This window comes from Streptomyces sp., from assembly GCF_035645055.1.
Lineage (GTDB): Bacteria > Actinomycetota > Actinomycetes > Streptomycetales > Streptomycetaceae > Streptomyces.
This window is the reverse complement of the sequence record NZ_DASQNH010000021.1, coordinates 188,995-208,370: the sequence shown is the minus strand read 5'-3', so window position 1 is coordinate 208,370 and position 19,376 is coordinate 188,995. Positions and strand designations below refer to the sequence as shown.

Genomic DNA, 19,376 nt, shown 5'->3' with positions numbered 1-19,376 from the left:
CACGCCGCACGGTCGTGGCATGTCACGCGCCCTTGCGGCGAGGTCCCCGGCAGCCGGAGCCACCTGCTTCGAGGCGTCACCTGCCCGCCGTTGCCCTTGAGCGCCCTCATGCCCTCTTCCTCGCCCGCCCACGACCGGACGGCGGGCGACACCGACCGTGCGGGGCGGACTGCCCGCCGTCCTGTCGATGACCGGCAGCTGCCTGCCTGTGCTCGGTGGTGCCTCGGGGCGATCGGCTGGCGGGCGCCCTCAGGTACCCGTTTCACGCGCGCCGGGCCGGTCGGAAGGTCCTATTCATCGCCTGGGACCGGTCCGTCCTGTCCATGCCGGGCAGAGGCGTCGGTGAGGTCGGCACCCGTGTCGGCGTCCCGCCCGGTCTCGTTGAGGCCGTGCCAGTCCAGGCACATGACGGTCGCGTCGTCCTCCAGGTGTCCCTGGTTGGCGTCGACGACTGCCGTGATGAGGGCGCGGGCGGCTTCGCGGGGATGCAGCGCGCGGGTGCGGACGATCAGGTCCTGCAGGCCGACGCTGCCGGCGTTGCGTTCCAGCATGCCGTCCGTCAGCATCACCAGCCGGTCACCCGGCCGCAGGTCCAGCGGCTGGACCCGGTAGGTGTGGGGCACCTGGAAGCCGAACGGCAGATCGATCCGCGGGGTGAGCTGCCGCACCTGTCCGTCACGCATCACCAGCGGCCAGGGGTGCCCGGCGTTGATGAACTCCGTCCCGCCGTCGACCAGGCTGATGCGCAGCACTTGCCCGGTGACGTAGCCCTCGCTGTGTTCACGCATGGCCTGGTCGGCCTGCCGGGCCTGCTCGGCGAGGTCGGCGCCCGCCCGCCGGGCCCGGCGCAGGGCGCCCACGGCAAGGGTGGCCAGGAGCGCCGCGTCGACGTCGTGGCCCATGGCGTCGGTGACGGAGAGCTGGACCGCGTCCCGGTCGATCGTGTAGTCGAAGGTGTCACCCCCGACGTGGTCGGCGGGCTCCAACGCCCCGGCGACCGCGAACTGCGCCGCCTCGCACGCCAGCGACGCCGGCAGCAGCCGGTGCTGGATCTCCGCCGCCAGGCTCAGCGGCTTGGTACGGCGGCCCCACTGATAGACGTCGGTGAAGGACCGGTTCGCGATGACGATGTACGCCAGGGCGTGCGCGGCCTCACTGATTTCCCCCATCACCACGGCGTCCGGTGCCGCGGGCAGGAAAAGTTCCAGAAGTCCGATGGCGTCCCCGCGGTTGGTCACCGGGGCGACGACCCGTACCCGCGTCTCCTCGCCCGTGCGCTCCACGCCCGGCCGCTGGGTGCGGATCACGTCGTCGTACAGGGTGCCTCGCAGCGTGATACGCCGGGCGGGCTCATCGGTCTCGACGCTTCCCGCAGCCCCCAGCCGTACGACCGAGCCGCCGGTGAAGTCGGTGAGCAGGAACGACACGGACACGGCCCCGAGATGCTCCTTGAGCATGCGTGCGACCACGTCCAGGGACTCCACAGGCGCTGCAGTCTCCGCCGCCGCCAGCACCCCTGCCAGGGTCATCACCCCGATCCGGCCACTTCCGTTCTGCGCAGAAGGGCTCGTCGGCCCGCCGTCCCTTCCCGGCTCACCTCCGCTCACCCCGACTCCCTGCTGCTCGATGCTGCTCCGAGGCCCGTCCAGGAGGGCGACGAGGCCGGTGCCGGGCCGGGTGCCGACAGTCCTATTGCACCACGGTCACCACAGCGGATGCGTGGAAGCGTGCCAACAGACGGGGCCGGCCCGGGTCGCCGGTGCTGCCTTGCGGTGTGCGGCGCTCAGGCGCGGGGCTTCTTCGAGCTGGTCTTCGAGGATGACGACCCGGCACGCCACCTCGGCGGCCTTCCCTGGTCGACGAGTGCACGTGTGCGAATCGGGACACTTGTCAGGATCGGGCTTCTCGATCACCGGGTCTCTGGCGTCCCGGTCGTCCCGGCCCATGGCGCCAGTCCGCGCCGGCGTGCCACCGGAGGTGTCACCAAAGCTGGTGCGGGCACGCTGAGAAGTGCCCTCTTCGGGTACACCGCCGTGTGAAGGGACACCAAGGATGATCCAGAGTGCGGATATCCGTGAGTGGCGTACCCGCGACGTCATCGACGCGGGGGGCCGCAAGATCGGCACGCTGGAGGCCGTCTACGTGGACACCAGCACCGACGAGCCCGCCATGGTCACCGTCCAGGTCGGGCTGCCCACCCGCCGCCACCTGGTCTTCGTCCCGCTGAACGGCGCGGTCGTGGGGCCGGGCTACGTCAGGGTCGACTACGACCGGTCGCTGGTGAAGAAGAGCCCGGGGATCGGCACCGACGACGTGCTGCCCGTCGAGGACGAGGCGGCGGTGTTCGCGCACTACGGCCTGCCGTACCAGCCCGGCGCGAACGGTGAGCGCCAGCTCGCCCGCCGCTGACCGGCCCCTACCGAATCGAAGAGGTGCCTTACGCCATGACGCTCTTTCTGCTCCTCGTCATCGCGGCAATCGTGCTGGGCATCGTCGGTGTCCTCGCCGAAGGACTGTTCTACCTGCTCATCATCGGGATCGTGGTGCTCGCCGCGGCCCTGGTGTACCTGGGCATGCACATTCGAGGCTCCGGACGGCACCAGCGCACGCTGCGCTGAGACGTCGCGAGGCTGCCGAGAGACTGGCGTCGCCGGCGGAGCATTCCTGGGCGCCGTTCCCGACCCGTCAGCCCCGCTGGCCTGCCTGCTGCAGGATCGACTGGCTGCGATCACGCCGTCCATGACCGGCGACGGGTCCCAGCACCGTGGGTCCGGGAGCCGTCTTGGTCAGGGGGATCCGTGTCCGAAGGCGTCGGGGTCGTCGGGCAGGGCGATGCGGGCGGTGATGCGTTTGCCGACGGGTTCCCTCTGGACTTCGAAGCCCTGGGACACGGCCATGACAATCTCCAGGCCGTGCTGGCCCACCCGGCCAGGATCGGCGACCCGGGCCACCGGCAGCACCGGATCGCTGTCCCACACCATGACCTCCACCAGATCCCCGGCGATCCGCAGTTCCATCAGCACCGGCCCAGGGGCGTACTTGCGGGCGTTGGTGACCAGCTCGCTGACCACCAGCTGCGTGAGCTCCATGGCACGGGCCGACACCGGCAGGCCGTGCTCGGTCTGCACCCGGCTGAGAAAGGCCACGGCGCGATGACGTGCCGCGGCGATGGACGAGCCGTCGTCCTCCAGAGCTACGGTCTCTCGTAAGGGGCTGGTATTGCCGGGCATGATCCCTTCGCCGTCCGGGGCCGACTCCACTGGGTTCACTGCCGTTCCCGTGTTCCCCGCCTGCGGCTACCCGCAAGGCCGTCCCGTATGTCTCCCACGGCGAAGTGCGGGCGGAACCGTCTGGATGCACGCTGGTCGAGGCTGCGCGTGGCAGGGCGCGACCCGTCGTCGGACTCATGGTCAGAGCGCACCAGGAGCTGCGGGTGTGGGTGGGGGCACCGCAGGCGGCGCCGGGGACGTGCTGCATCACCCGTCAGGAGGTGAGGGCGTGGCGGAGAGTGGGGTAGCAGGGGATGATGTCGTCCAGGCCGACGAGCCGGACGATGCGCAGCGCGCAGTCGGTGAGGCCGGCCAGGCGCAGCCAGCCGCCGGAACGCCGTGCGGCGTGGTGGGCGGTGATGAAGGCGCTGATGCCGCTGGAGTCGATGAAGGTGACGGCGCTGAGGTCGATCACGGTGCGGGCCGCGGCCGCGCCGCGGGGGAAGAGCAGGACGTCGCTGAGGTGGGCCGTGTTGTTGTGGTCGATGTCGCCGCCCAGCGTGACCACGCTGATGTCCTCGGAGGCCGTGGCCTGCCCGGGCGGCAGCGGACGGCGGAGTGGTACTCCATGGTCAAAGGGCACGGAAGCCTTCGGTGAGCTGTCGAAGATGTCCCGGCCACCGCGCGCTGTACGGGCACGACCGGCGGACTCCTACTGAGGATAGGCGCATCCTTCCGGCATCGGACCGGGGCGTGGACGATGGGAAAGGTCCCCGCTGCTCAGTGAGCGCGGGGACCCCGGGGATCTGCCGCATCGGGCACCGGGCGGGGTCGGTGCGGCCTTGTGCCTCTGTTCTCACGGTTGCGTTGTCAGCTCCTGCGGGGCACGTGACGCGGCGTGTCAGCGGGACTCGTCGTAGGGCTCCCGGCTGCCGGACTTGGCCAGGCCCCGGCTGATCATGTAACCGACGGTGAGGATGACGATGTACAGCCATGCCTTGTCGGCGCGGAAGTAGTCGGCGTGGCCTTCGTCGTCCCCCACCACCATGGAGGCGATCAGCACCGCGATGACCGCGGCGATGTACACGAAGAACTCGGTGGTCTTGAAGGCGGCCTTCGTTTCGGTCGACAGCCGGCGCGGCCGGTGAGCGGCCGCATCGGCTCCCGTGGGCTGGCCTGCGCCGCCGACCGGGTTCACAGCGCTCATGAGAAGGGCACCTCTCTCATCGTGGGGAGCAACCTGAGGCTCTCTCCCGGGTTGGGGAAGCGTCAAGATCAACGCTGCGGCTACCGAGTTGCCCGCACGCCGCGCACTAAACGGCACATCAACCCATGACCACGACAAAAGGGACAGATTCACCCGGTTGGCGTACGTCCGGCGGCGGGCCGCGACTGCGCGGGACCGTGATCAGAGCGGGCGTGTGTTTCCCGGGCTTCCGCGACGGTGCCGCAAACGGGCAGGACGGCATCTGTGCCGGTCACTGCCGGCATGCGGTCATCTGCGCGAGGCCGACCAGAGCGAATGGTCCTCGTGGCCGCCCTCCTCCTCGCCGCCCTGCGCTGGTCACGGCACTCCCGCCGGCAGCCCCCGCGCTGACACGGCCCGGCAGCCGACGCACGGAACCGGGCGGGCGAGGGACGGTGCGGGCGGTTCTCCCCGGAGTGGACTCCACCCGAAGTCGCCGTCACGCAGCCCCGTTCGGGGGGTTCGAGGAGTAGGCTGAAGATTACCGAGGATTCTTCGAACACCGGTGTCCGTGCCCGTGTCGTTTTCGGCGATCGAATACACCGGGCCGGTCGCTGTCGGCCCGGGGCAGGGTCCGCGTCATGACTGCGACCGCCTCCCGCCCGACGACATCCGAAGACCGGCTCTTCCCGCCCCCTCCGCGCCTCTCGCTCGCACCCGCCGGTTCCGCACCGGCCTTGCTGGACGGCGCCTGGTGGCCGCGCTCGCTCGACCTCGCGGCCGAACTGCCCGCCCTGGTGGCCGTGCTCGATCCGCTGTGGGGACGGATCACCCGGGTCACCGTGCATCCCGCCCAGTGGCCGGTCGTGCCGCGCAAGGTGCCAGTCGCCGGGCATGTGGTGAATGTCGGCTGGTTCAGGGCCGAGCAGGACCCGCACGAGGTGATGCTGCTCTCGTACGACGTGGGCCGCTGGAACCTGCTGGTGGTGCCGTCGCGGACATCTCCCGCCTCGGCCGCGTGGCTGATGGCCGCCGCGAGCGACCCGCAGCGCGCCGCTACCGGGAGCGAGTTGACGCGGGAGGCGGCGCGTTCGCGGACCGTCGCCGAGACCGACCTGGGCGTGGAAGCGGTCCGGGACTCCGAGGGAGGGCGCGTGCCCCGCGGTCCGGCAGCGCCTTCACGGAGCCGAGTGGTCACCGCCGGGTGACGACGGGCCGGACGTGGAGGAGGTGAGGACCATGGAGACCCTCGTGGTGGTGGTCGCGTTGCTGGCGGTGATCGCTCTGGGCGCGTTCCTCATCCACCGGCTCAACTCGCAGCACGGCGACCGCGGTGGTGCCGCCTTCCACTACGGTCCCTTCGGCTCCGTCCTGCGGGGCCCGGCGCCGCCCGCCGGCCGGAAGGCCCGTGGCCGGGCGGCCGGAGCGAGTGATGCCGACCCACGCCGGGACCACCACGACGGCGGACGCGGACGGATGCGTCTTCGCCGCCGTACCCGCAAGAGTTCTGCGTAAGCCCGGCCGGTCCCGCCGGGAATCCGGACGACAGGCGCCACCCGTCCCGGCGCGCGCCGGCGCTCCCGGGGACGACGGAATCTGCCCTGCGGAGCCCACCGTGACCACGGGGGCCCGGCCTCGCCTCCCGCGCGGTATCTCCCGCGGACCCTCCGAACGAGGAGCCATGCCCCCTCCCGAACTGAATGCCCACCGCCAGGACCGTGGCCTCCGAATGCGCGTCGCCCTCGTGGGGGAGGCCGACCCGGCCACCGCCCCACCGCCGCTCACCTCGCTGGAGCGGGGCCTCCAGGAGGGCACCCGCACCGTCGCCGCCGATCTCACCGCTGCCACATTCTGTGACGTGAGCGGGCCGGACGTCTTCCTCGCCGTGCCAGACCTCACCACGGAGGCCGGGATGACCCTGCGCCTGCACCGACCGCCGCAATGCCTGACCCGCGTCATCGACATCACCGGCTCCGGCTTTCCGCGGCCCGCCCTCCTCCCCGTCCGCACAGCGGCGCCTGCTCCGGCTGCCGCGGGCGGTGTGCTGTGAGCCGCCCGTCCGGGCGTGGACAGTGGCCGCCGGACGAGGCAGGCGCACACAGGCCCGCGGACGCCGTACGTCTGCGCCGGCTGGACCGCTGGCAGGCCGAGACCCTGCGGGAGGACCTGGCCGATCTGTACGTGGAGTCCTCGCGGGCACAGCCCGGTGCGGAGTACCGCGGCAGGGAGGAGTTTCTCCGCAGGCTCACGGGAGACATCCGGCGGCCCGGGTTCGCCCTGCTGGTCGCGGAGGACACGGCCTTCACCGGATGCGCCTACGGATCCCCCGTAGGGCGTGAGGGGACGTGGTGGCGGGGATTCGAAGGGATCCTCCCGCAGAGCGTCGAGCAACTCACCGCGTCCGGACACGTCTTCTCGATCACCGAAACCCTGGTGCACCCGTACACGGAGGACCGGGGCGGCGTGGCCCGCAGGCTCCAGGAGCGACTGCTCGCCGACCACCATGCCTCGCTCGGGGCAACCCTGGTGAGCGAGACCGACGCGGTGACCCTCGACACCTTCCGGTCCTGGGGGTGGCAGGACATCGGCAGGGTCCTCCGGTCGCCGAACCCGTCGTCGGCACTTCGGCCGGTGGACCCCGTGCCGCTGCGGGCCCTGATCCTCGCCCTCGGACCGCGTACGGCCGCCGGTCCGGGCGGGCTCGCACACGAGAACCGCACCCAGCGGCCCCGTTGACGGAGGCGGTGACGTGGCGCCGCGCGGCCCACGCCACCGTCCCGGCCTGCGCCCGTCGTCCGTGCCGGCGGGCAGGAAAAGGGTCGTGGCGTGCCGACGGACAGGGAGGGCGGCGGCGGATGCCGCCGTCGAGCGCCGGCCGAACCAGGCCGGGCACGGCCTTGTCGTGGTCACCCGCTCTGCCCGACCGCACCCGGCGACGGACTGCGTCACCCGGCGACACTGGCCAGGGCCGCCGGAGGCGACGGTCGCCAGGGCCGCCGGAGGCGACGGTCGCCGGCCTGCCCGAGGGATGCCACCGAGGCGCTCGCCCGCCGCGTCACCCAACCGCTCGGATCGCCTCGCCGACCTGATGGCAGACCGTGGCGCCGCACGTCGCCCCATGCCGTGCACCGCCCTGAACCCCGACGTGACCTGGGGCTTTCCCGCCCCTGTGTCACAATGCCGTCCGCCTTCCTGCCAGCCCCGTGAGAGGGGCTTCCGCGAGACGTGAGAGGGTCTGGGGCGTGAGTGAGACACCGTCGAACACCCTGCAATACCGCTTTGACGGGCCAGAAGAGGCTCCCGTCCTGATCTTGGGTCCCTCCATGGGTACCACATGGCACATGTGGGACCGGCAGGTCCCGGAGCTGACCAAGCAGTGGCGCGTCTTCCGGTTCGACCTGCCGGGCCACGGCGGCGCCCCCGCCTACCCCGCCGGCTCCGTCAGCGAGCTCACCGCCCGGCTCCTCACCACACTCGACGGCCTCGGCGTCCAGCGCTTCGGCTACGCGGGCTGCGCGCTCGGCGGCGCCATCGGCGTGGAGCTGGCCCTGCGCCACCCGGAGCGCCTGGCCTCCCTGGTGCTGATCGCGGCCTCCCCCCGGTTCGGCACGGCGGACGAGTTCCGCCAGCGCGGGGTGATCGTCCGGACGAACGGTCTGGACCCGATCGCCCGCACCGCGCCCGACCGCTGGTTCACCACCGGCTTCGCCGCCGCGCAGCCCGCGATCACCGACTGGGCGGTGCAGATGGTGCGCACCACCGACCCCGGCTGCTACATCGCCGCCTGCGAGGCGCTGGCCACCTTCGACGTGCGGCCCGAGCTGGGCCGGGTGGGCGTGCCGACCCTCGTCCTGGTCGGCTCGGAGGACCAGGTCACCGGCCCCGCGGAGGCCCGCACCCTGGTCGCCGGGATCCCGGACGCCCGGCTCGCGGTCGTCCCCGGCGCCTCCCACCTGGTGCCGGTGGAGCAGCCCGCCGCGGTCACGGACCTGCTGGTGACCCACTTCTCCACCGCCTGGCAGCCGCTCGTCGACCCGGGCACCGGCCAGATCGCCATCGCGGCCGCGCCGGTCAAGCCGGTCCTCGCCGCCGTGCCCCCGCAGACCGCGCCGACCGCGCCGATCGCCGAGATCGCCCCGCCGGCCGCCCAGCCGCAGGCCGTCGTGGGCCGGCCGGACCCGTACGACGCCGGGATCAAGGTGCGCCGCGAGGTCCTCGGCGACGCGCACGTCGACCAGGCGCTGGCGCGGGCGGACGAGTTCTCCGGGGAGTTCCAGGAGTTCGTCACCCGCTACGCCTGGGGCGAGATCTGGGACCGCCCCGGCCTGGACCGGCGCACCCGCAGCTGCATCACCCTCACCGCCCTGGTCGCCGGCGGCCACCTGGACGAGCTGGCCTTCCACACCCGCGCCGCGCTGCGCAACGGCCTGACCCCGGCCGAGATCAAGGAGGTGCTGCTGCACGCCGCCGTCTACTGCGGCGTACCGGCGGCGAACAGCGCGTTCAAGGTGGCGCAGGAGGTCATCCGGGCGGAGACCACCCCCCAGGAGTGACCACCCGTTCCCGCCGGGCGGCAGGATGGCTCCATGAAGCTGAAGCTCACGAAGAAGTCGCACGCCTGCGTCCGCCTGGAGAAGGACGGGCGGACGCTCGTCCTCGACCCCGGCGGGTTCACCGAGGCGGACGCCACCGTCGGCGCGGACGCCATCCTCGTCACGCACGAGCACCCCGACCACTTCGACGAGGGCCGGCTGCGGGCCGGGATGGAGGCCAATCCGGCCGCCGAGATCTGGACCCTGAAGTCGGTCGCGGAGAAGATCTCGGCGGCGTTCCCCGGGCGGGTGCACACCGTCGGCCACGGCGACACCTTCACGGCCGCGGGCTTCGACGTGCAGGTGCACGGCGAGCTGCACGCGGTGATCCACCCGGACATCCCGCGCATCACCAACGTCGGCTATCTGATCGACGGCGGGAAGGTCTTCCACCCCGGGGACGCCCTCACCGTCCCCGGCCGGCCGGTGGAGACGCTGATGCTGCCGGTGATGGCCCCGTGGAGCAAGATCTCGGAGGTCATCGACTACGTCCGTGAGGTCCGGCCGCAGCGCGCCTACGACATCCACGACGCGCTCCTCACCGACCTCGCCCGCCCGATCTACGACCGTCAGATCGGCGCCCTGGGCGGCTCGGAGCACCTGCGGCTGGCGCCGGGCGAGTCCGCCGACGTGTGAGGCAGTCCGGGCGGGACCGCGTTGTCAGTGGCGCCGGGTAGGTTGTGGGGCATGCGCATCGCGACCTGGAACGTGAACTCGATCACCGCCCGCCTCCCGAGGCTGCTGGCCTGGCTGGAGAGCAGCGGCACCGATGTGCTCTGCCTCCAGGAGGCCAAGGTCGCCGAGGAGCAGTTCCCGTTCGACCAGCTGCGCGACCTCGGCTACGAGGCGGCGGTGCACGCCACGGGCCGCTGGAACGGCGTGGCGGTGCTCTCCCGCGTCGGCATCGAGGACGTGGTCAAGGGGCTGCCCGGCGACCCCGGCTTCGACGGCGCGGTGGAGCCCCGCGCCATCTCCGCGACCTGCGGCCCGGTCCGCGTCTGGTCGGTGTACGTGCCGAACGGCCGCGAGGTGGGGCACCCGCACTACGCGTACAAGCTGCAGTGGTTCGAGGCCCTGAAGGCCGCCGTCGCGGGCGACGCGGCAGGCGGCCGCCCGTTCGCCGTGCTGGGCGACTACAACGTGGCCCCGACCGACGACGACGTCTTCGACCCGGCCGCCTTCGAGGGCTCCACCCATGTCACCCCGGCCGAGCGGGCGGCCCTCGCCTCCCTGCGCGAGGCGGGCCTGGACGACGTGGTGCCGCGCCCCCTGAAGTACGACCACCCCTTCACCTACTGGGACTACCGCCAGCTCTGCTTCCCCAAGAACCGCGGCATGCGCATCGACCTGGTCTACGGCAACCAGCCGTTCGCCAAGGCCGTCAAGGACGCGTACGTCGACCGCGAGGAGCGCAAGGGCAAGGGTGCCTCGGACCACGCGCCGGTCGTCGTGGACCTGGACGTGTAGTCGTCCCCGCCCGGCCCGGTCGCCGCGGCCGCACGCTCACAGCAGCCGCAGGTCCACCGACTCGGCCAGAGCCGCGAGCCCGGCGTCGCCCGGGTGCAGATGGTCCCCGCTGTCGTAGGCGGGGAGCATCCGGGACGGGTTCGCCGGGTCCCGGATCACCGCGTCGAAGTCCAGCACTCCGTCGAACACCCCGGCGCCGCGGATCCAGTCGTTGATCGCCGCCCGCTCGGCGTCGACGGCGGGCGTGCAGTGGACCTCGCCCCCGCAGGGCAGGATCGTCGCCGCCAGCACCCGCAGCCCGCGCGCGTGCGCCCGGCCGGCGATCTCCCGCAGCCCGGCGGTCACCGCGGCCGCGGTGGCGCCCGTGCGCACGTCGTTGACGCCCTCGAAGACGATCAGTGTCCGCGCCGAGGCCTGGGCGAGCACGTCCCGGTCGAGCCGGTGCAGGGCGCTCACCCCGCCGGAGTCGGTGGAGACCCCGTCGCCCGGGTAGCGGTCGGTGACCACGCGGTTCGCCGAGATGCCCTGGTTGAGCACCCCGTAGCGGGGCACCTCGTGCTGGGCCAGCAGCCGCCGGGCCAGCACGTCCGGCCAGCGCCGGTTGGTGTCCACCGTCGACCTGGCCCCGTCGGTGATCGAGTCGCCCAGCACCACGACGGAACCCGGCCCGCCGCCCACGTCCACCCCGGTCAGCAGCGGCCAGCTGGGCAGGACCGTGGTGTAGGCGGTCGCCGTCCCGTCGGCCGCGTGGTCGCCCGGCTCACTGAGGTACGACCGCTGGAGCGCGAGCCGGTGCACGGGCGCCGCCGGGACCGTGCCGGGGAGGTGGAAGCTGACCAGCAGATCGCTGTCCGGCGGCACCTCGAAGCCGACCGGGTCGCTGTAGGCCTGCGCGCCCGCGGGGATCTCCGCGCCCGCCCGGCCCCCGAACGTCAGCCGCACCGGTGTGCCGCGCGCCGCCGCGCCCTTCCCCCGCAGGGCGACCGTGGCGGAGCCGATCCGTACCGGCGTGGCGGCGAAGGTGTTGTCGAAGCGCAGCCGTACCCGGGGCCCGCCCGCCGAGGTGTGCACCACCAGCCGCAGCGTGCGGTCGGTCCACGGGCCGACGCTCGGATACCCGGAGGTCGCCGCCGCCCAGCTGCCGGTCCAGCCCGTGGTGCCCGCCCGCACCGACACCGCGAACACATGCAGTCCGGCCGCGCGCGGCAGCCGCACCGAGGTGACCGCGCGGCCCGGCACGACCGGCACGGTGACGACGTACAGCCGGGCCTTCCCGGCGAGTCGGCCGTCGGGGGTGTTGATGTGCGGCAGGGCCACCGCCTTGGTGGCGAGCGGGCCCCGGCGCCAGTCGGGGGCGGTCAGCAGGTACGGGGAGGCGGAGCCGTCGGCGTACCCGACCGTGCCGGAGCCGGTCACGTCCTGTCCGGCGGTGCCCGCGACCAGGAAGGCGAGGGCGTCGCCGCGGCCGCGCACCCGTACCGTCTGCCCGTCGGCGACGACGTTGTCCGGCTCGCCGGCGGTCCGCTTCGGCCAGGTGAGCCGGGCGCCCTGCACGGTCAGGACACGGCCGGGGGTCCAGCCGGCCGCGGCGAGGTCCCGAGCGGACAGGGAGGCGCCGGAGCCGTCGAAGTCCGCCTCGGCGGGGCGGGCGTCGTCGCTGACGGCGGTGTTGTCGAACAACTGGGTGATCGGCCGGGGCTCGGTCGGCCGCTCGACGCCGGTCCGGGCGGCGGCGCCCGTCGGGAGGACGGACGCGCACAGCAGGAGGACGACCGCGAGCCCTCGCACGCCTCGACGCACCAACCGGACCTCCCGACACAAGCGACACCAGCACCGCTGGTGAAGCTAGAGAGGGTCCCGGTGGCCGTCAACGAACAGGGCGCGAACTCGGCGTGAAACCGCCCGGACGCGTGGCCGGGATCCTCCGCGTGCCCTGTGGTGCGCTCGCCGGTACGAATGTCAGGCTGGAACTATGAACATCCCTTTCCTGGGCGGTCGGCGCGCCACGCGGGAGGCCGTCGATCCCGCGGGCATCGCCGGGCTCCTGGCCGAATGCGAGCTGCTGCGGTCCCAGGCGGGCGAGGCGGGGGTCCGGCTGGACGACACGGCGGCCTCCCTGGAGGCGCTGGACCAGCTGCCGCCGCGCTGGCGGGACGACGCGGAGACGCTGCTCCGGCTGGGCAACGACGCGGGGCTGTATCTGGGCACCGTGGTGGTGCGGACCGTGCCCGGCGCCGCCTGGGGGATCCGCTCGGACGGCCAGCCGGTCATCCTGCTCACCTCCGGGCGCGAGGTCGACGTGGTGGCCGCCGGCCAGGAGTGGGCGGCCTGCGGGGTGCCGGAACTGTCCCAGCTGTACGCGGAGATCGCGGAGTCCTGACGCGGAGTCCTGCGGCGGAGGCCTGAAGCGGAGAGTCGAAGAACGGATCGACGGGCGAGTTGGTGTAAATACGGCTAATGCCCGGAAAGTGCGTGTCGCGTCCGCACTCCCTTCCGGGGTGGATAGCTTGCGGCAACCACGAGACAGCCGAAAGTGGGTAGCGCTGAGCATGGTCGCCGATCCGTTGATCGAGCTGCGGAACGTCAACAAGTTCATGGCCGATGGCCGCATCGTGGAGGACCGCGCGCCCGACGATGTCTTCACCGCTCCCCGCGGCGAGCGCGCCCGCGATTTCCTCTCAGAGATCCTCCACCACTGAGCGGGGAGCGCCGCCCATGTTCCCCGCCACCCGTGTGCCCGGCGCCCGGTGGACACCCCGTCGGTCCGGGGGCATCCACCGGGTGGCCATGACCGGCCCCTCGGATCTCGACTACGATGTGCCGTTCATCCCCGTGGCGAGGATGCTCTCGCCGATCTGCGTCGGGATGCGCGGACCGTAGGGGGCAGCAGTACCCGGAGCCGAGCCGTCCGGCCGCGGCCGCCGATCACTGCTCGCGCAGCGGAATCGACACGTACGACGGGTCGTTCGCGGGCGAGGAGAAGGTCAGCCGTGCGCCGGACGGGTTGTGCTCGATGTAGAGCGGGTCGACCGTGTCGGCCACCAGGGCGAGCCGATGCCCTGCCGGGACGTCGTAGGCCGTGGAGAACAGTTCCAGGTCGACGCCGAACGGCTTTCCGGGCGTCTGCCCGTGGAAGGTGTACGGCGCGCTGCTGACCAGCTTGCCGAGGCCGAGCGGGCCCACGTCGTACAGGTACGCGACGAGGGTCCCGCTCTCCTTGGTCGGGGTGACCGTGGTGTGCAGCCGCGCGGTGCCGCGTATCCGCTGGGCGGTGGGGTACTTCCCGGACTGCCAGACGGCGGCCCAGCGGCGGGGGAGCAGGGGGATCGAGGCGACCGGGGGGAGCCGGGCGATCTGGTCCAGCACGCTGGACAGCAGGACGATCCCGCCGTCCGCGCCGGAGTTGACGTTCGCGGCGATGGTGGTGGTGCCGCCGAGGGTGATCTTCCGCTCGGTCGCGGCGACCGACTTCCAGTCGGGGTAACTTTCGTAGCCGCCGCCGGAACGGGACTTGAGCCGCACGGGCCGCTCGCGGTCGACGCCGTTGTCCTCGCCCTTGAGGTGGTGGTCGAACCAGCGCGCGGTGTCGGTCCACACGTCGCTGGGCAGTCCGAGCAAGCCGGTCGCCTCGGCGGTCGCGTGGTCGCCGGGCCGCAGCTGGAGCCGCTTCGGGCCGGTCAGCTTCTCGTAGAAGTCGACGTACTGGTTGGGCGGGAAGACGGTGTCGCCCCAGGCGTTGGCGAGCATGACCGCCGTGCCGTGGTCGTTGATCCGGTCGACGTACGCGGCGGGGGAGCGCCGCTTCCCCCAGGCGAGCATCTCGTCCTCCTTGTCCAGGTCGGAGGCGAAGAAGTGGCGGAAGATCTGCTGGAGTTCGGCGCTGGGGCGGCCGGTGAGCCCGCCCGCGCCCTGGAGCAGGGCGGCGGCCTGGACGTGCTGGGTGCGGCCGGAGTAGATGGAGTCGATCAGGTCGGCCCAGCCGCTGAGCGCGGCGACCGCCTTGACCCGCTCGTCGTGCGCGGCGGTGAGCAGGCTGATGCCGGCGCCGTAGGAGACGCCCGCCATGCCGACCTTGCCCGGGTCGGCCGGGGTGTGGGCCAAGGCCCAGTCGATGACGCGGGACGCGTCCGCCATGTCAGGTGGGCCGGCGACTTCGATATGGCCGCCGGACTGCCAGAACCCGCGCACGTTGTAGGTGACGACCACATACCCGGAGTCGGCCAGCTGCTGAGCCTGCGCCAGATACTCGATCTGTGGCGTGGCCCAGCTCGTGGGCAGCACGATCAGCGGGTAGCGGCGCGAGCCGTCGGTGCCGCCCGGGGTGACGACGTTCGCCTTGAGCGGCGTACCGCCGTCACCGGTGATGTCGACGAACCGCACGCTCGGGGGCGCGGCGTGGGCGGTGGGGGCGGTGGTGAGGGCGCCGGCGGCGACCAGGGTCGCGGAGACGGCACCCACGGCGGTCGTGCGCAGGGCCCGGCGATGAGGTCTCACGGGTCACTCCTTACTCGTGTCAAGAAAAGTGACCCGACGGTAACCTCAGATCCTCACCGGCAAGAACCCGTCGGTAAGTTACGTGAAAGTAACAGTCATTGAAGGGCGGACGGCCTCGGCGCCGTCGGCAGTGGCGCCCGCGCCGTCCGGGTCACGTCGGCCACCAGCTCCACCACATCCGGCCCGTACGCCTGCGAGTTGACCACCTTCAGCAGCAGTACGAAGGAGCCCGTGCGGTACTTGCGGGACAGCCGCTCGTGATGGCGGGCGACATAGCGGGTCGCGGCCTGGTTGGTGATGGCGGTCTGGCCGCAGAAGAGGAACACCGGCCGGTCGCCATGGCTGTGGTCGACGGTGAGCCGGGCGAGCAGAACGTACTCGGCGCGGCCCAGGTCCAGGCCGTAGCGCTCCGAGCCGATCTGGAAGGCGCCGCGCTCCGGGCCCGGCTCGGCGTCGGCGTTCACCCGCACGCCGGGCAGCAGCGACGACAGGTGCGCGGCCATCCGGCGGTTGGAGGCCGGGCCGCCCACGCAGAACTCGGTGCGCTCTCCGAAGCCCTGACGGGCCGTGTCGTGCGGCAGCACCTGGGCGTGCGCCCGGCAGTCCTTGATCAGCGCGGCGAGTTCCAGCAGCGCGAACACGTCGTAGCGCATCACCGACAGATCGGGCCCGGCGGCGCCCCGGTTGACCACCAGCAGAGCCTCCGAGTCGTCCGGCAGCCCGAAGAACGCCTGCTTGCGGCGCAGTCGGCGCTTCCAGAGGTACGTACGGGTGAACCAGCCCAGCGCGGCGCTGATGCCGGTCGCCAGTACACCGAGGACGATGTTGCGCACGTCGTCGTTCATGGCCGGGCATCGTAGCGGGGTGCTCCTGACGTGCCCATGGTCATGGACTACGCTGCCCGAACGGCCTTTCTCTGGAGGTGGGATGCGTCGTCCTGTCGCACGGAAGCTGTCCGTCCTCGCGGTCTCGGCCGCGGTGGTGTCGGTGGGGGCCGCCGCGCCACCCGCCGCCCCGCCCACCCCACCCGGGAAGGTCCCGGTCGCCGCCGGCTGGGGCGGCGCCGTCGCCAGCGTCGACCCGGACGCCTCCGCCGCCGGTATCGAGGTGCTGAGGAACGGCGGCAACGCGGTGGACGCGGCCGTCGCCACCGCCGCCGCCCTCGGCGTCACCGAGCCCTACTCCGCGGGCATCGGCGGAGGCGGCTACTTCGTCTACTACGACGCCCGCTCCCGCACCGTGCACACCGTCGACGGCCGCGAGACCGCCCCGCTCACCGCCGACTCCGGCCTCTTCCTGGAGAACGGCAAGCCGATCCCCTTCGCCGAGGCCGTCAGCAGCGGCCTCGCCGTCGGCACCCCCGGCACACCCGCCACCTGGCGCACCGCCCTCGACAAGTGGGGCAGCAAGCGGCTCGGCGCCCTGCTGAAGCCCGCCGTACGGCTGGCCCGCGACGGCTTCACCGTCGACCCCACCTTCCGCGCCCAGACCGCCGCCAACGAGACCCGGTTCCGTCACTTCCCTGACACCGCCGAGCTGTTCCTGCCGGGCGGCCGGCTCCCGGTCGTCGGCTCGACCTTCAAGAACCCCGACCTGGCCCGCACCTACGAGGAACTGGCCCGCAAGGGCGTCGGCGCGCTCTACCGCGGCGACCTCGCCGAGGACATCGCCGACACGGTGAACAAGCCGCCCGTCGACCCGGCCTCGGGCTGGAACGCCCGTCCCGGCGACCTGTCCGAGAAGGACCTGGCCGCGTACCGCGTCAAGCTCCAGGCGCCCAGCCGGACCTCGTACCGCGGACTCGACGTCTACTCCATGGCACCCTCCTCCTCCGGCGGCACCACGGTCGGCGAAGCCCTCAACATCCTGGAGCGCACCGACCTGTCGAAGGCGAGCGAGGCGCGGTACCTGCACCGGTACATCGAGGCCAGCCGGATCGCCTTCGCCGACCGCGGGCGCTGGGTCGGCGACCCCGCCTTCGAGGACGTACCGACGAAGGAACTGCTCTCGCAGCGGTACGCCGACAGCCGGGCCTGCCTCATCAAGGACGACGCGGTGCTCACCAGCCCGCTCGCCCCCGGCGACCCGCGTCGGCCGGCGGCCTGCGGCACCGGCGGCACGGCGGTGCCCACGACGTACGAGGGCGAGGACACCACCCATCTGACGGTCGCCGACAAGTGGGGCAACGTCGTCGCCTACACCCTCACCATCGAGCAGACCGGCGGCAGCGGCATCACCGTGCCCGGCCGCGGCTTCCTGCTCAACAACGAGCTGACCGACTTCTCCTTCGCGCCCGCCGACCCGGCCGTGCACGACCCCAACCTGCCCGGACCGGGCAAACGGCCCCGCTCGTCCATGTCGCCGACCATCGTGCTGGACCGGCACGACAGGCCGGTGGTGGCCCTCGGCTCGCCCGGCGGCTCCACCATCATCACCACCGTGCTGCAGACCCTGACCGGGTTCCTCGACCGCGGCCTGCCGCTCGTCGACGCCATCGCCGCACCGCGCGCCAGCCAGCGCAACGCCGCCCAGACCGAACTCGAACCCGGCCTCTACGACAGCCGGCTGCGGGCCGAACTGGAGAGCATCGGGCACTCCTTCCGCCTCAACCCGGAGATCGGCGCGGCCACCGGCGTCCAGCGGCTGCCCGGCGGCAAGTGGCTGGCGGCGGCCGAGACGGTACGGCGGGGCGGTGGCTCGGCGATGGTCGTCCGGCCCGCGCGCTAGAGCGTACCGAGCGGGCGAGGGCGGAAAAGGGACTGACAGATCGTCTCCGCAACGATTACGATGACGGCGATGATCACCTTCTCCTCGTGTGGATTGGGGGAATCGTTCGCGTCAGGTGAGTGCTGATGGCACATCACATCGCGAACGACATTCCGCCCCGCCTGCTGATGTGGCAGCGCGTACGTGAGTACGCCGTGCCACCGTCCATGATCGAGACCGCGACCGCACGCCGTGCGGCCGGTGACTGGGCGGGGGCCTGCGCCGCCGCCCGCATCGACGTCGACCTCGATCTGCGCGCCGTGCGCCACCGCCACGGCACCGACCTCGTACGCCGCCTCCGCGCGGACCTGCGCCGGCTCGCGCCGGATCTGCTGCGCTGGCACATGCCCCGGATCGCCCCCGACGGACGGCTCCGGCCCGGTCTCACCCTCACGCTGGCCCGATACCGCACCCTCGGCCCCACCCCGCTCGAACTGGTGGTGCGGACACCGCCCGCCCGGGCGGACGCCGGACAGCGGATGTCCCTCGCCCTCTGGGAGGGCTCCCGCGGCGACGCCCCACGGCACCACCCGCACCCGCATCCCGACCGGCGTTTCCGGCTCGACCTGCACCGGCACCTCTGGGACGCCGCGCGCGGCGGCGAACTGGCCCGGCGCTGCGAGGCGCACGAAACACCGCGCACGGCGCCGCCCGACCCGCCCCCGGAGCCCGGCCCGCCGGACCGGCCCGACGCATACGACGCCCCCTGGGCGGTCGGGCGCTGGGCCGCCGAGGCGGAACTGCTGCTGCGGGCCGAGGGCCGGCACCGAGGGGCGTTCACCGTACGGCTCGGTGCCCGCAGCCGCGCCGTGCTCGAACTCGTCGCTCCCGACGACAGCCATGCCCCCACGCTCCGGCCGCCGCGGGAGGCGCTGCCACCGCAGGAGGCCGCGGCACTTCCCGTGCTGCCGGAGGCGGCCGCCCGCGTCCTGCCGGATCTGGAACTGCTGCGGGCCGGGCTGGTCCCGGCCGGGCGGCTGCACCCGCTCGTCGCCGCGGCCCTCCCGGTGTGCGGCCCGGCGCCGGTGGCCGGCCCGGCCGCCGAGACGCGGGACCCGCACCGGGTGGAATGCCGGGGCGAGATCCACCGGATCGCCCTGCGGGACGGGGTGCTCACGGCGGTCGACCACGACCCGGCCCAACTGCGCCGGGAGGAACTGCTGGTGGCGCTCGGCGGCCCGGCCCTGCCCTGTCTGCGGGCCATCGACGCGGTGCACCGCGAACCGGAGGCCCTGCCCGCCGTCCGGGAGCGGCTCCGCCACGGTGACGTCACCGGGGCACTGGCCGTGGTCGAGGGGCTGCTCGGCCCCGCGGCGGTGCTGCGCGACGGACCGCTCCGGGACGAACTGGAGTCGGCCGCGGCGCGCCGCCTCGACCACGGGCTCTTCCGCTCCGGGCTGGTCGCCGTGCACCCCGCCGCCCGCGCCGCCGAGGGCGGGACCGCGGCGGACGGGGAGCACGCCGAGGCGGATTACCGCCCGCGATTCGACCGCCGTACGCCGCTCGCGATGCGCCGCAAGCGCGCCGGACGGGGACGGCCCCGCACCGGCCTGACCTGCTGACCACCGCGCGACTCCCCACCCGGTCCGGGCGTTCCGGCGCCGCACGCCCTCATGACCCCCGGGACGGACCGTCCTGTTCCGTTCCGTTCCCTTCTCCCAC

19 protein-coding genes and 1 pseudogene are annotated in these 19,376 nt (G+C 72.9%); 13 read left to right on the top strand and 7 right to left on the bottom strand.

Features of this window, described 5'->3' with window-relative positions; translation table 11 throughout:
* Positions 1 to 290: 290 nt before the first annotated feature.
* A complete protein-coding gene (locus VE614_RS07595; protein WP_324933916.1) occupies positions 291 to 1,529 on the bottom strand; it encodes a PP2C family protein-serine/threonine phosphatase in 1,239 nt (412 codons plus the stop codon).
* Between the two features lie 523 nt (positions 1,530 to 2,052).
* Between VE614_RS07595 and VE614_RS07590 the strand changes: the two genes are divergently transcribed.
* Positions 2,053 to 2,409 (top strand): PRC-barrel domain-containing protein, encoded by a 357-nt coding sequence (locus VE614_RS07590; RefSeq protein WP_324933914.1) that lies wholly within the window; start codon positions 2,053 to 2,055, stop codon positions 2,407 to 2,409.
* 35 nt (positions 2,410 to 2,444) lie between these two features.
* Positions 2,445 to 2,618, top strand: coding sequence for a hypothetical protein (locus tag VE614_RS07585; protein WP_324933912.1), 174 nt, complete (start codon positions 2,445 to 2,447; stop codon positions 2,616 to 2,618).
* 168 nt (positions 2,619 to 2,786) lie between these two features.
* Here VE614_RS07585 and VE614_RS07580 read toward each other — a convergent pair whose 3' ends face one another.
* The 3 genes from VE614_RS07580 to VE614_RS07570 all read right to left on the bottom strand — a co-directional run bounded on the left by VE614_RS07580 (position 2,787) and on the right by VE614_RS07570 (position 4,416).
* Positions 2,787 to 3,230, bottom strand: coding sequence for an ATP-binding protein (locus VE614_RS07580; RefSeq protein ID WP_324933911.1), 444 nt, complete (start codon positions 3,228 to 3,230; stop codon positions 2,787 to 2,789).
* Positions 3,231 to 3,483: 253 nt separating this feature from the next.
* Entirely contained in the window at positions 3,484 to 3,852 is a 369-nt protein-coding gene (locus VE614_RS07575) for an STAS domain-containing protein (RefSeq protein ID WP_324933909.1), read from the bottom strand.
* Between the two features lie 258 nt (positions 3,853 to 4,110).
* Complete coding sequence (locus VE614_RS07570) at positions 4,111 to 4,416, bottom strand: hypothetical protein (RefSeq protein ID WP_324933907.1); 306 nt, start codon at positions 4,414 to 4,416, stop codon at positions 4,111 to 4,113.
* Between the two features lie 620 nt (positions 4,417 to 5,036).
* Between VE614_RS07570 and VE614_RS07565 the strand changes: the two genes are divergently transcribed.
* The 7 genes from VE614_RS07565 (at position 5,037) to VE614_RS07535 (ending at position 10,454) form a co-directional block, all read left to right on the top strand.
* Positions 5,037 to 5,603, top strand: a complete 567-nt coding sequence (locus VE614_RS07565; RefSeq protein ID WP_324933905.1) for a DUF5994 family protein — start codon at positions 5,037 to 5,039, stop codon at positions 5,601 to 5,603.
* A gap of 31 nt (positions 5,604 to 5,634) precedes the next feature.
* Entirely contained in the window at positions 5,635 to 5,910 is a 276-nt protein-coding gene (locus VE614_RS07560; RefSeq protein ID WP_324933903.1) for a hypothetical protein, read from the top strand.
* Between the two features lie 214 nt (positions 5,911 to 6,124).
* Positions 6,125 to 6,445: an STAS domain-containing protein gene (locus VE614_RS07555; protein WP_324933901.1), complete on the top strand. Its 321-nt coding sequence runs from the start codon at positions 6,125 to 6,127 to the stop codon at positions 6,443 to 6,445.
* Entirely contained in the window at positions 6,442 to 7,131 is a 690-nt protein-coding gene (locus VE614_RS07550; protein WP_324933899.1) for a hypothetical protein, read from the top strand. The genes VE614_RS07555 and VE614_RS07550 overlap by 4 nt, the downstream gene beginning before the upstream one ends.
* Before the next feature lie 506 nt (positions 7,132 to 7,637).
* Positions 7,638 to 8,948 (top strand): 4-carboxymuconolactone decarboxylase, encoded by a 1,311-nt coding sequence (gene pcaC, locus VE614_RS07545; RefSeq protein ID WP_324933896.1) that lies wholly within the window; start codon positions 7,638 to 7,640, stop codon positions 8,946 to 8,948.
* Between the two features lie 39 nt (positions 8,949 to 8,987).
* Positions 8,988 to 9,623, top strand: a complete 636-nt coding sequence (locus VE614_RS07540) for an MBL fold metallo-hydrolase (RefSeq protein WP_324933942.1) — start codon at positions 8,988 to 8,990, stop codon at positions 9,621 to 9,623.
* Between the two features lie 51 nt (positions 9,624 to 9,674).
* Positions 9,675 to 10,454, top strand: coding sequence for an exodeoxyribonuclease III (locus VE614_RS07535; protein ID WP_324933894.1), 780 nt, complete (start codon positions 9,675 to 9,677; stop codon positions 10,452 to 10,454).
* 36 nt (positions 10,455 to 10,490) lie between these two features.
* Here the strand turns inward: VE614_RS07535 and VE614_RS07530 are convergent, their stop codons facing one another.
* On the bottom strand, positions 10,491 to 12,242 hold the full coding sequence (locus tag VE614_RS07530; RefSeq protein WP_324933892.1) for an SGNH/GDSL hydrolase family protein: 1,752 nt from the start codon (positions 12,240 to 12,242) through the stop codon (positions 10,491 to 10,493).
* Positions 12,243 to 12,426: 184 nt separating this feature from the next.
* Here VE614_RS07530 and VE614_RS07525 point away from each other — a divergent pair, with 184 nt between their 5' ends.
* Entirely contained in the window at positions 12,427 to 12,834 is a 408-nt protein-coding gene (locus tag VE614_RS07525; RefSeq protein WP_324933890.1) for a DUF6278 family protein, read from the top strand.
* A gap of 211 nt (positions 12,835 to 13,045) precedes the next feature.
* Positions 13,046 to 13,153, top strand: a pseudogene (locus VE614_RS07520) (amino acid ABC transporter ATP-binding protein); the annotation flags it as partial.
* A 226-nt stretch (positions 13,154 to 13,379) separates the two neighbouring features.
* Here the strand turns inward: VE614_RS07520 and VE614_RS07515 are convergent.
* Positions 13,380 to 14,948, bottom strand: a complete 1,569-nt coding sequence (locus tag VE614_RS07515) for a CocE/NonD family hydrolase (protein ID WP_324933888.1) — start codon at positions 14,946 to 14,948, stop codon at positions 13,380 to 13,382.
* A 95-nt stretch (positions 14,949 to 15,043) separates the two neighbouring features.
* Complete coding sequence (locus VE614_RS07510; protein ID WP_324933886.1) at positions 15,044 to 15,793, bottom strand: hypothetical protein; 750 nt, start codon at positions 15,791 to 15,793, stop codon at positions 15,044 to 15,046.
* Between the two features lie 82 nt (positions 15,794 to 15,875).
* Here VE614_RS07510 and ggt point away from each other — a divergent pair, with 82 nt between their 5' ends.
* Together ggt and VE614_RS07500 are read left to right on the top strand one after the other, a co-directional pair.
* Positions 15,876 to 17,675 carry a gamma-glutamyltransferase gene (gene ggt / locus VE614_RS07505; RefSeq protein WP_324933884.1) on the top strand — a complete coding sequence of 600 codons (1,800 nt, stop codon included), beginning with the start codon at positions 15,876 to 15,878 and terminating at the stop codon, positions 17,673 to 17,675.
* 125 nt (positions 17,676 to 17,800) lie between these two features.
* Positions 17,801 to 19,276, top strand: coding sequence for a hypothetical protein (locus VE614_RS07500; RefSeq protein ID WP_324933882.1), 1,476 nt, complete (start codon positions 17,801 to 17,803; stop codon positions 19,274 to 19,276).
* Positions 19,277 to 19,376: the final 100 nt, after the last annotated feature.

Excerpts from the sequence above, each read along its gene's own strand:
- VE614_RS07595 (WP_324933916.1), bottom strand. The coding sequence starts at position 1,529 with ATGACCCTGGCAGGGGTGCTGGCGGCGGCGGAGACTGCAGCGCCTGTG.
- VE614_RS07590 (WP_324933914.1), top strand. The coding sequence starts at position 2,053 with ATGATCCAGAGTGCGGATATCCGTGAGTGGCGTACCCGCGACGTCATC.
- VE614_RS07585 (WP_324933912.1), top strand. The coding sequence starts at position 2,445 with ATGACGCTCTTTCTGCTCCTCGTCATCGCGGCAATCGTGCTGGGCATC.
- VE614_RS07580 (WP_324933911.1), bottom strand. The coding sequence starts at position 3,230 with ATGCCCGGCAATACCAGCCCCTTACGAGAGACCGTAGCTCTGGAGGAC.
- VE614_RS07570 (WP_324933907.1), bottom strand. The coding sequence starts at position 4,416 with ATGAGCGCTGTGAACCCGGTCGGCGGCGCAGGCCAGCCCACGGGAGCC.
- VE614_RS07565 (WP_324933905.1), top strand. The coding sequence starts at position 5,037 with ATGACTGCGACCGCCTCCCGCCCGACGACATCCGAAGACCGGCTCTTC.
- VE614_RS07560 (WP_324933903.1), top strand. The coding sequence starts at position 5,635 with ATGGAGACCCTCGTGGTGGTGGTCGCGTTGCTGGCGGTGATCGCTCTG.
- VE614_RS07555 (WP_324933901.1), top strand. The coding sequence starts at position 6,125 with ATGCGCGTCGCCCTCGTGGGGGAGGCCGACCCGGCCACCGCCCCACCG.
- VE614_RS07535 (WP_324933894.1), top strand. The coding sequence starts at position 9,675 with ATGCGCATCGCGACCTGGAACGTGAACTCGATCACCGCCCGCCTCCCG.
- VE614_RS07525 (WP_324933890.1), top strand. The coding sequence starts at position 12,427 with ATGAACATCCCTTTCCTGGGCGGTCGGCGCGCCACGCGGGAGGCCGTC.
- VE614_RS07510 (WP_324933886.1), bottom strand. The coding sequence starts at position 15,793 with ATGAACGACGACGTGCGCAACATCGTCCTCGGTGTACTGGCGACCGGC.
- ggt (WP_324933884.1), top strand. The coding sequence starts at position 15,876 with ATGCGTCGTCCTGTCGCACGGAAGCTGTCCGTCCTCGCGGTCTCGGCC.
- VE614_RS07500 (WP_324933882.1), top strand. The coding sequence starts at position 17,801 with ATGGCACATCACATCGCGAACGACATTCCGCCCCGCCTGCTGATGTGG.